This is a genomic window from Arthrobacter sp. Y3225116 (assembly GCF_059091245.1).
Genome location: NZ_JBNHGL010000104.1, coordinates 1 through 9652, shown reverse-complemented (window position 1 = coordinate 9652; position 9652 = coordinate 1). Strand labels below are relative to the sequence as shown.

At 66.9% G+C, this 9652-nt stretch carries 8 protein-coding genes; all 8 read right to left on the bottom strand.

Annotated features, from left to right (window positions below):
* Nucleotides 1–493: 493 nt before the first annotated feature.
* The 8 genes from tyrS to argF all read right to left on the bottom strand — a co-directional run bounded on the left by tyrS (nucleotide 494) and on the right by argF (nucleotide 9526).
* Nucleotides 494–1810 carry a tyrosine--tRNA ligase gene (gene tyrS, locus AC5RV2_RS10785; RefSeq protein WP_494092324.1) on the bottom strand — a complete coding sequence of 439 codons (1317 nt, stop codon included), beginning with the start codon at nucleotides 1808–1810 and terminating at the stop codon, nucleotides 494–496.
* A 4-nt stretch (nucleotides 1811–1814) separates the two neighbouring features.
* On the bottom strand, nucleotides 1815–4073 hold the full coding sequence (locus tag AC5RV2_RS10780) for a HelD family protein (RefSeq protein WP_494092323.1): 2259 nt from the start codon (nucleotides 4071–4073) through the stop codon (nucleotides 1815–1817).
* A 125-nt stretch (nucleotides 4074–4198) separates the two neighbouring features.
* A complete protein-coding gene (locus AC5RV2_RS10775; protein WP_493977814.1) occupies nucleotides 4199–4705 on the bottom strand; it encodes an adenine phosphoribosyltransferase in 507 nt (168 codons plus the stop codon).
* A 42-nt stretch (nucleotides 4706–4747) separates the two neighbouring features.
* Nucleotides 4748–5377: a DNA-3-methyladenine glycosylase gene (locus AC5RV2_RS10770; protein WP_494092322.1), complete on the bottom strand. Its 630-nt coding sequence runs from the start codon at nucleotides 5375–5377 to the stop codon at nucleotides 4748–4750.
* Nucleotides 5377–6366 carry an SRPBCC domain-containing protein gene (locus tag AC5RV2_RS10765; RefSeq protein ID WP_494092321.1) on the bottom strand — a complete coding sequence of 330 codons (990 nt, stop codon included), beginning with the start codon at nucleotides 6364–6366 and terminating at the stop codon, nucleotides 5377–5379. Before AC5RV2_RS10765 ends, AC5RV2_RS10770 begins: the two co-directional genes overlap by 1 nt.
* Nucleotides 6367–6469: 103 nt before the next feature.
* On the bottom strand, nucleotides 6470–7918 hold the full coding sequence (gene argH / locus AC5RV2_RS10760; RefSeq protein WP_494092320.1) for an argininosuccinate lyase: 1449 nt from the start codon (nucleotides 7916–7918) through the stop codon (nucleotides 6470–6472).
* Nucleotides 7919–8045: 127 nt separating this feature from the next.
* Entirely contained in the window at nucleotides 8046–8612 is a 567-nt protein-coding gene (locus AC5RV2_RS10755; protein WP_494092319.1) for an arginine repressor, read from the bottom strand.
* On the bottom strand, nucleotides 8567–9526 hold the full coding sequence (gene argF / locus AC5RV2_RS10750) for an ornithine carbamoyltransferase (protein WP_494092318.1): 960 nt from the start codon (nucleotides 9524–9526) through the stop codon (nucleotides 8567–8569). The genes AC5RV2_RS10755 and argF overlap by 46 nt, the downstream gene beginning before the upstream one ends.
* Nucleotides 9527–9652: the final 126 nt, after the last annotated feature.

Below are 9652 nucleotides of genomic sequence, written 5' to 3'. Positions count from 1 at the left end.
ACACACCACAGGGGCGGCACGCCACGGCACTTTCAACCAATAAATAATTGGTATCAACAAACTTGGCACACTATTGAGTTCTCAAACAACAGGAGCAAACGAATACTTCCCAAAAGAATTTCTTCCGAAATTCGCTTTGCTTTTCTTCGCTGCGATGTTTCTACTTTATTTCATTCCTTTTCTTTCTGTCAAATCGGCGTTTCCGCTTCATTTACCTCGAGAAAAGGAACCCATCACAAAAACCCAGCTAATTTGTCTGCGCACTCGGGCGCATGCCAGTCGCTGTCTTTTTATCGAAGGGGCTTGTCGCGTTCCGGCCGGCTGTTTCACAACCAGCGGCGGCGACTCAGAAAACAATACACGGCACCGGACGGGCCCGCAAATCGCCGGCGGGTGATGCCCGCCACTGATGCCGAAGGGCCCGCGGCCTCCCCTGACCAGGGGGACTGCGGGCCCTTCGACGTGGCCGGCTGACGTGCGAACGCCGACGGAATCAGGCAGACACTTCGACCATGGCGAGAGTGCGCTTCCCGCGGCGCATCAACAGGTACTTGCCATGCAGGAACTGTTCACTCCCGACCGAAGCGTCCGGATCGGTAATTTTCTGGTTGTTAACGTAGGCGCCGCCCTCGGCTACGGTCCGTCGCGCCGCGGAATTGCTGGCGGCCAGACCGGACTGGACCAACAAGTCAATGATGCCGGTGGTAGCTGCACCGGTCACTGCGCTGGGCAGCTCGGCAGTGGCGGCGACAAGAGTCGCCTCGTCCAGCTCGGCCAGGTCGCCCTGCCCGAACAGGGCCGCGGAGGCGGCGATCACTTTCTCGGTGGCGGCGGGGCCGTGCACAATCGACGTCACGTCATAGGCCAACGCACGCTGTGCCTCACGGGCATGCGGCCGTTCGGCTACGGCGCGCTCAAGCGCTTCGATCTCCTCGCGGGAACGGAAGGTAAAGACCTTGAGCCGCTGCACCACGTCCGCGTCGGCCGTGTTGAGCCAGAACTGGTACATGGCGTAGGGGCTGCACATGTCCGCATCCAGCCAGATGGCATTGCCCTCGCTCTTGCCGAACTTGGTTCCGTCGGAGTTCGTGATCAGCGGCGTGCCGATGGCGTGGACAGACTTGCCCTCCACCTTGCGGATCAGCTCGATGCCGCTGGTGAGGTTGCCCCACTGGTCGGATCCGCCGGTCTGCAAGATGCAGCCGTACTGCCGGTACAGCTCCAGGTAATCCATGCCCTGCAGGATCTGGTAGCTGAATTCGGCGTAGCTGATCCCCTCGTCCGAGTTCAGCCGGGACGCGACGATGTCCTTCTTGACCATCGTGCCGACGCGGAAGTGCTTGCCGACGTCGCGCAGGAAGTCCAAGACACTCAGCGGGGCCGTCCAGTCCAGATTGTTGACCATGCGCGCGGCGTTCGTACCGTCGAAGTCCAGGAAGCGCTGCACCTGTCCCTGCAGGCGGTCCACCCACTCGGCGACGGTTTCCTTGGTGTTCATGGTGCGCTCGGCGGTAGGTCGGGGATCGCCGACCAACCCGGTGGAACCACCTACAAGGCCCAGCGGCTTGTGCCCCGCCAGCTGGAGCCGGCGCATGGTCAGCAGCTGGACCAGGTTGCCCAGGTGAAGGCTGGGTGCGGTGGGGTCGAAGCCGCAGTAATACGTGATCGGGTCCCCCGCCAGCACCTTCTCCAGTTCGGCTTCATCGGTCGAAACATGGACGAGGCCGCGCCACTTCAGTTCCTGCCAAACATTGGCAAAACCAGGGTCGTTGCGTTGGGAAGCGAAAAACGTATTATTCACGGATACCAAATTATCAGCCTTCAATGCCCTCGGGGACGTCGCCTTCGGCCAACAGCCGGAGCCGCTGGGTCGGACGGGTCATGGCGACGTAGAGATCTCCGACGCGGCCGCCGACCCGGTGGAGAAGCTCACCCGGCTCAAGCACTACAACGGAATCGAACTCCAGGCCCTTTGCCTCCTGCGGACCCAGCACGCTGATGTCCTGTTCCATCCCCCCGGCACCGCCGCCCACCCGCGCACCATAGGCTGCGGTCAGCGCGTCCCGGACGTCCCGGAGGCGGTGGTCGGAGGCAATAACCGCCAACAGACCGCCGTCGGCAGCGGCAAGCTCCTCGGGCATGACCTCCAAAAGCCGTTCGACCATGCGGCCCTCCGGCACCCGGTCCACGACCGGCGACCAGCGGCCGTCGCGCACGGCCTTCGGAGCCGTCACGACCAGGCCCGCGGCGTTGGCCATCCGGACCGCGGCCTGCGCAATCTGGGACGGCGTGCGGTAGTTCACGGTGAGTTCTTCAAGCTGCCAGCGGTCGCCGGCGAACGGCTCGAGTGCCTGCTGCCACGATTCCGCGCCGGCGGCCGAACTAGTCTGGGCGATATCGCCGACGACGGTGAACGACTTAAGCGGGCAGCGGCGCATCAGCAGCCGCCACTGCATGGCCGACAACTCCTGCGCCTCGTCGACCACAATGTGGCCAAAGGCCCAGGTGCGGTCAACGGCGGCCCGTTCGGCAGCGGTGAAGCGGGTCTGCTGCGCCTGGTTGTAACCGGCCAGGTCCTCGGCGCTGACCACACCGTCGATCCCGATATCACGCAGCATCTGGTCGACGTTCCGCAGCGACTGCTCCGCATTGGCGACGTCGCGGGCCCGCTCGGCATCCCGCTGGGCCTTGTCCCGCCCGGCCGAGGCATCCATGTCCCCGAGCAGCTCCGCGGCTTCGTCCAGCAACGGCACATCGGCTTCCGTCCACGGCGCGTCCGCGGGGCGCAGCAGCAGCTTGCGTTCGGCTTCCGTCAGATCGGGAGCGGCCGCCTCCAGATGGGCCGGCTTGCTGAGCAGTTCCCTGACCAGCTGTTCCGGGGTCAGCGGCATCCAGCACAGATTAAGCGCCACCCTGACGTCGCGCGAGGTGCGCACGTCTTCGATCAGATAGGCACGGTCCGCGTTGTTTCCCGGTCCGGACGATTTCTCCAGTGCCTCCGCCAACTGGTCCGCCAGTTCGCGCAGCAGGATCTTCACGAACGTGACCCGGGCCGTGTTGTGTGGTTTACCGGTTGCCCGTGCCCGGTCGCGGGCCCGTGCCACTTGGCGCGGCGTCAGCGTCAGCATGGTGCCCTCGACGTTGAGCCTGCGCGGTTCCGCCGGAAGCCGCTGCCGGTTGGCCACTGCGTTGGCCACGACGCCGGCCATGGACAGGCGGCCTTTGATCTCGGCCACGGCCGGGTTGCTCTCGGACACGGTCCGTACGCCGGGCATCAGCCCGCCCAGGGTGGACATCACCACTCCGGTCTCGCCCAGCGAGGGAAGCACCCGCTCGATGTACTTCATGAAAGAGTTCGATGGCCCCACCAGCAGCACGCCGGCGGACTTCAGCCGTTCGCGGTGCGAATACAAGAGGTAGGCCGCCCGGTGCAGGGCGACGGCGGTCTTGCCCGTACCGGGACCGCCCTGCACCACGAGGATCCCCGGCATCGGGGCCCTGATGATGCGGTCCTGTTCGGCCTGGATGGTGCCGACAATGTCGGACATGGCTCCGGTCCGCTTCGAATTCAGCGCCGCCAACAGGGCCCCTTCGCCCTGCAGGACCCCGTCCTCGGAGAGCATGGTCGGATCCAGCACGTCGTCTTCGATGCCCTTGACCTGGTGCCCCTGCAAAATCAGGTGCCGGCGCCGCCGGACTCCGAGCCGTTCGAAGGCCGTAGCCTGGTAGAACGCCCCGGCTTCGGGGGCCCGCCAGTCCACCATCAGCTGCTGCAGGTCTGCTGTGCTGAGTCCGATCCGCCCGATGTAGCGGCGGTCGCCGTCGTCCAGATCGAGCCTGCCGAACACCAACCGGTCGTCCACGGCGTTCAGTTGCGCCAGCCGGTCTTCATACATGGTGGCAAAAGCGTCGCGCTCGGAAATGTTCTGCATGCTTCCCACGGCCCCGCTGCTGCGGACGCGGGCCAACTGTTCCTGTTTCTCGGCGCGCAGTTCTTCCAGCCGGCGGTACAGCCCCGCTACGTAGGCGCGCTCAAGTTCAAGCTCGGCATGGGCCGAAGGCGATTCAGGCATACGTGTTTTCCCTCCCCAAAAGGCAGACCGTCCATTCTACTACCGGCGCGCCGAATTTTCTTCCGTCGGAACGACCGCGGGCGGGTGGGCACGCGCCCTTTCGCCAAGGACGCAATTGCCGGGGCCTATTCACGCACCAGCGAGCGGATGCGGTGCCCGGTCAGGGCAGACCTGCCCCGCAGGGCCGAGAGCTCGAGGACCACGCCGAATCCGGCAACCTGCACCCCTGCCCGTTCGAAGAGGCGGCACGCCGCGCCGAGGGTCCCTCCGGTGGCCAGCACATCGTCCAGGATCAGGACGCGCGAACCCGGCACCAGTTCATCGGCATGGATCTCCAGCGTGGCGGTGCCGTACTCCAGCGCGTAGTCTTCGGAAATCGTCCTGCGCGGCAGTTTGCCTTTCTTGCGCACGGTGATGACCCCGGTGCCGGAGGCATACGCGGCCGCAGCGGACAGCAGGAAGCCGCGGGCCTCGACACCGGCCACGGCGTCGAACTGGCCCTCGAACGGATCGATCAGCGCGTGCACCAAGGCGTGCAGCGCCTCGCCGTCGGCGAATACAGGGGTAAGGTCCCGGAAGATGATCCCTGGCTTCGGATAGTCCCGAACCGTTTCCGACAGACGGTTGACCATGGCTTCAACTGATTCGCGGGGACGTTCATTCACCCGTCTACCCTACCCGCTGCCGGCGCGCCGGCGCGGCTTCGCGGCCCGGTACTGCGAGACCGTCGGGTCCCCCTCGAGCCAGAAACGCCACGGGTAGGCCGCGGTGCCGCCCTCGCCGCTCACGCCCACCCGCGGCCCGCTCCGCACATGCTGATGGGAGGCCCGGACGGCCGGTCGTGCGAGTTCCAGTTCCCCCTGGGTGAGGGCCCTGCCGTTGTCCGCCAGCGTCAACCCCAGGGCCGTGGCCAGCCGGGCCGGCCCCCGAGCCAGTTCCGCATCGTTTTTGGCCGTAGCGCGCCGGCTTCGGGCAAGGTCAAGTCCTTGGGTGATTTCACCGGCGCGGAGCAGGGCTCCCGTTGCCTGGCCCTCATGGCCGCACACGATATTCACGCAATGGTGCATGCCATAGGTGAAGTAGACATAGATGTGGCCGGGCGGGCCGAACATCGCCTTGTTGCGGTTTGTCGGGCCGCGGAAGCCATGAGATCCGGGGTCGTGCTCGCCCATGTAGGCCTCAACCTCGGTGAGCCGCACGGCTACTGTTCCCTCGGGCGTGGTGTGTGTCAGGCGGGCGCCGAGCAGCCCCGGGGCGACGTCCACGGCGGGCCGGGCGAGCCAGTGAAGTAACGCTGCGTCCACTAGGCCGGCTGCACCCGCTGGTAGAAGCGCGTCAGGGCTTCGAGCCGGTGCGCCGAATCATGCACATGGCCGCCGCCCAGGACCGTGGCGAGGGCATCCAGCCGCGCATGCCAGCGGGCCATCAGGGCTTCGGGCGATATCTCCCGGCCGATGTTGTGCACCAGCAGCAGGCGGGTCTTGCCGTCGGCCGGTTCCAGCATCCAGTGCACGGTTCCGCTGCCCTCCGGAGCGGTCCAGGTGTAGTCGAGACGGCTGCCGGCGAGCACATACTCAACGTCCCCGGTAACCGTCCGTTCCGGCAGGGTGAATTCGACGGCGCCGCCGGTCTGCAGCTCCACGCGGCCGGGGCCCAGCCACTTGCCGAACAGCTCCGGCTCGGTCAGGGCCGCCCAGACCTCCGTTGCGGCGGCGTCGAGCAACCGTTCGAAACGCAGGCTGGTGCGCCCCGAATCCTTGTGGGCGGTGCCCATCGAATGCGAGAGCCGGAAGTGGCGGGCATAGGCCTCCCGCAGCCGTGCCCATCGACCGGGCTCCGGGTCCGACGGCCGTCCGCTCGCGACGGCGGCGAGTGCGTCCAGGATTGTTTGCCAGCCCGCGCTGCCTTCGGTCAGGAAGTCCGGCCCCTCGGCGCGCGAGCGGAACTGCAGCAAGGTACCGCCGTCGCTCTCCAGCACCCGCCATTCGATGACCGCTTCCTGCCCCAGCTCGTCCTCCCAGCTGATCTGCAGGCTGAGCGGCGGATTCAGCTGCAGGACCGTGCCGCTGGTGGTGCCACCGCCCAGATCCAGCTCATAGGTATGGCCCAGCTGCCAGTCGGCATCGAGCGTGCCGAGCCATTTGGCGACGTTGTCCTTTTCCGCCAGCAGGCTCCAGATGTAGCTGCGCGGGTAATCGAACTGTCGGTCGAAGGCCAGGACGTAGTCCCCGTCAACCCGCTCGATCCGGCCCTCCGGCACCAGCTTTTCCTCGTCCTGGCTCAGCGTCGACATGCTCGCTCCCTCGGCTCAGTGGCTCTCGACCCGTCGCTTCACAAACTACCGCAGCACCATTTGCTACCGGCCGGTAACTTACCCGTGCCGGGGCGAGGCCGGCTCAGGGGCGGCCGCCGGAGACGTAGCCACGTGCGCCGTCCAGCGCTGCCTCAAGCGCCGCGATCTGGGCGGCCACGGCGGCCGGGGCGGTGCCGCCCTGCGAACTGCGGCTGGCCAGCGAACCTTCAACCGTGAGCACTTCACGCACCTGCGGAGTCAGCTGCGGGGAAATGGCTGCGAATTCCTCGTCCGTCAGGTCCCAGAGTTCAACTCCGCGGCTTTCGGCCTGCTTCACGGCGGCACCGGACAGCTCGTGCGCTTCCCGGAACGGAATGCCTTGCCGGACCAGCCATTCGGCAATGTCGGTGGCCAGCGCGAACCCTTGCGGGGCCAGCGCTTCCAGCCGCTCGGTATTGAAGACAAGCGTTTCGATCATGCCGGCGACGGCGGGCAGCAGCAGCTCCAGGGTGTCTGCCGCGTCAAAGACCGGTTCCTTGTCTTCCTGCAGGTCACGGTTGTAGGCCAGCGGCAGGCCCTTGAGCGTGGCCAGGAGCCCCGTCAGGTCGCCGATCAGCCGGCCGGCCTTGCCGCGGGCCAATTCCGCGACATCCGGGTTCTTCTTCTGCGGCATGATCGAGGAGCCCGTGGAATAGGCATCGTCCAGCGTCACGAAGGAGAATTCCTTGGTGGCCCACAGGATGACTTCTTCCGATATCCGGGACAGGTCCACGCCGATCATGGCCGCGACCCAGCTGAATTCGGCAAAGACGTCCCGCGCCGCAGTTCCGTCGATCGAGTTCCAGACCGCGGAGTCGAAACCGAGGTCCGCCGCGACGGCGTTGGGGTCCAGACCGAGCGAGGAACCGGCCAGGGCCCCGGAGCCGTAGGGAGAGACCGCGGCCCGCTTATCCCAGTCCGCCAGCCGCTGGACGTCCCGCAGCAGCGCCCAGGCGTGGGCCAGCAGGTGATGGGACAGCAGCACCGGCTGCGCGTGCTGAAGGTGGGTGCGGCCCGGCATGGCAACCTCCGGATACCGGCGGGCCTGGGTGAGCAGCGCGTCGATGGTTGCCAGCACTCCCCCCGCGATGATCCGTGCGTGGTCGCGCAGGTACATCCTGCCCAGGGTCGCGATCTGGTCGTTGCGGGACCGCCCGGCCCGGAGTTTTCCGCCCAGCTGGGCGCCGGCCCGTTCGATCAGCCCTCGCTCCAGGGAACCGTGCACGTCCTCGTCCGACTCGGCCGCCACATACGCGCCCGACCGCACGTCGTCGTCGAGCCGGTCCAGGGCGGCGAGCATGCCTTGCAGTTCGGCGCCGTCGAGCAGTCCGGCTTTGTGCAGCACCTTGGCGTGGGCGCGGGAACCTGCGATGTCGTACTGTGCCAGGCGCCAGTCGAAATGCGTGGACTTGCTCAGCGCGGCCAGGGCATCGGCCGGCCCACCGGCGAAGCGGCCGCCCCAGAGGGCGCCTTCGTTGGTGTGCCCGGTGGGGCTCTTCGGTTCCTGCGTCACGTTGTATCTTCCCTTTCCGCCAGGTTGCCCTGGTGACGGTTCCGCATCCTGCCGTGCCGGCCGGCGGAGATGGCTCGTTGCGCCGGCTTCCGCGCCGGCTGCTGCTGCTGCGACTAGGTTATGGGGTTCAGGCGTTGCGCGAGGATTCGTCGGCGAACTGCAGGAACCGTGCGGCGAGCGCAGCTCCGCCGGCCGGATCCCGAGTCACCAGCAGAACGGTGTCGTCGCCCGCAATCGTGCCTAAGACCGACGGCATGACCGAGTGGTCGATGGCCAGCGCCAGGAAGTTGGCCGCCCCCGGCGGTGTCCGCAGGACCACTAGGTTTGCGGAGGCCTCGGCGGTCACCAGCAGGTCGGCACAGAGCCGGGCCAGCCGGGCGTCCAGGATCTCCTGGGTCACGCCGCTCTGAGGCGTGCGTTCCCCGCCCTCGCCGGGCACCGCATAGATCAGCCCGCCGTCTTGGCCGCGCACCCGTACCGCCCCCAGTTCCACCAGGTCCCGCGAGAGCGTGGCCTGGGTTACCTGGACTCCCTCCTCCGCCAGCCGGGCGGCCAGTTCCGCCTGGGAGCGCACCGACTCGCCGGTGAGGATCGCGGTGATCTTGGCCTGGCGGGCGGTCTTGGTGGCTGGCATCGTGTTCACGGCCGTCAGCTCCCGGCCAAGGGAGCCAGCGACGACTGGTCCATCAGCCATGCCATCAGCGCCTTCTGGGCGTGCAGCCGGTTCTCCGCCTCGTCCCACACCACCGACTGGGGGCCGTCGATGACCTCGGCGGCGATCTCGTAGCCGCGGTAGGCGGGCAGGCAGTGCAGCACGACGGCGTCGTCGGCTGCCAGCTTCAGGGCCGCCTGGTTTACGGCGTAGTCCTTGAACAGTTCCAGCCGCTCCGCCTTCTCCTCTTCCTGGCCCATCGAGACCCACGTGTCCGTGGCGACGACGTCGGCCTCCGCCAGCGCCTTGGCGGGATCCGTGGTGACTAGAACCGATCCGCCGGTTTCGGCGGCGCGTGCTTCGGCTTCGGCCACGACCGAAGCCGCCGGCAGGTGCCCGGCCGGTCCGGCGATCCGCACGTGCATCCCCGCCGTCGCTCCCGCGAGCAGGTACGAGTTGGCCATGTTGTTGGCCGCATCGCCCAGATAGGTCATGGTCAGGCCGGCCAGCTTGCCTTTGTGTTCCTGCACCGTCAGCAGGTCGGCCAGCAACTGGCAGGGGTGATAGTCGTCGGAGAGCGAGTTGATGACCGGCACGCGGGACAGCGCCGCCATCTCCTCCAGCCCGGCATGGGCGTAGGTCCGCCAGACGACCGTGGAGACCATCCGTTCCAATACCTTGATGGTGTCGGAGACGGACTCTTTGTGTCCCAGCTGTGATTCGCCGGGATTAATGACCAGTGGCACCCCGCCCAGGTCCGCGATCCCGGCGGCGAAGGACACCCGGGTGCGCGTGGAGGTCTTGTCAAAGATCACGGCCACGGTCTTACGTCCCGCCCCGTCTCCGGCGTACGGCTGGTAGCGGTAGGGAGACCGCTTCATGTCAGCGGCCAGCTGCAGCACTTCCGCCTGTTCGGCCGGGCTGAGGTCGGTGTCCTTCAGGAAGTGGCGGGTCATGATGCGTCCTTGCTGGTAGCGGCGGCCAGGGCAGCCGCGGTGGTCAGGATGTCCGGCAGCGCGGCGGTGGCAATTGCGAGTCGGTCCACTGATGCGCCAATTCGCGGGCGATCATGGCATCTCCGC

Bases quoted from the DNA above. Each gene is read 5' to 3' on its own strand.
- AC5RV2_RS10780 (WP_494092323.1), bottom strand. From the start codon at position 4,073: ATGCCTGAATCGCCTTCGGCCCATGCCGAGCTTGAACTTGAGCGCGCC.
- AC5RV2_RS10775 (WP_493977814.1), bottom strand. From the start codon at position 4,705: ATGGTCAACCGTCTGTCGGAAACGGTTCGGGACTATCCGAAGCCAGGG.
- AC5RV2_RS10765 (WP_494092321.1), bottom strand. From the start codon at position 6,366: ATGTCGACGCTGAGCCAGGACGAGGAAAAGCTGGTGCCGGAGGGCCGG.
- AC5RV2_RS10755 (WP_494092319.1), bottom strand. From the start codon at position 8,612: ATGGCTGATGGACCAGTCGTCGCTGGCTCCCTTGGCCGGGAGCTGACG.
- argF (WP_494092318.1), bottom strand. From the start codon at position 9,526: ATGACCCGCCACTTCCTGAAGGACACCGACCTCAGCCCGGCCGAACAG.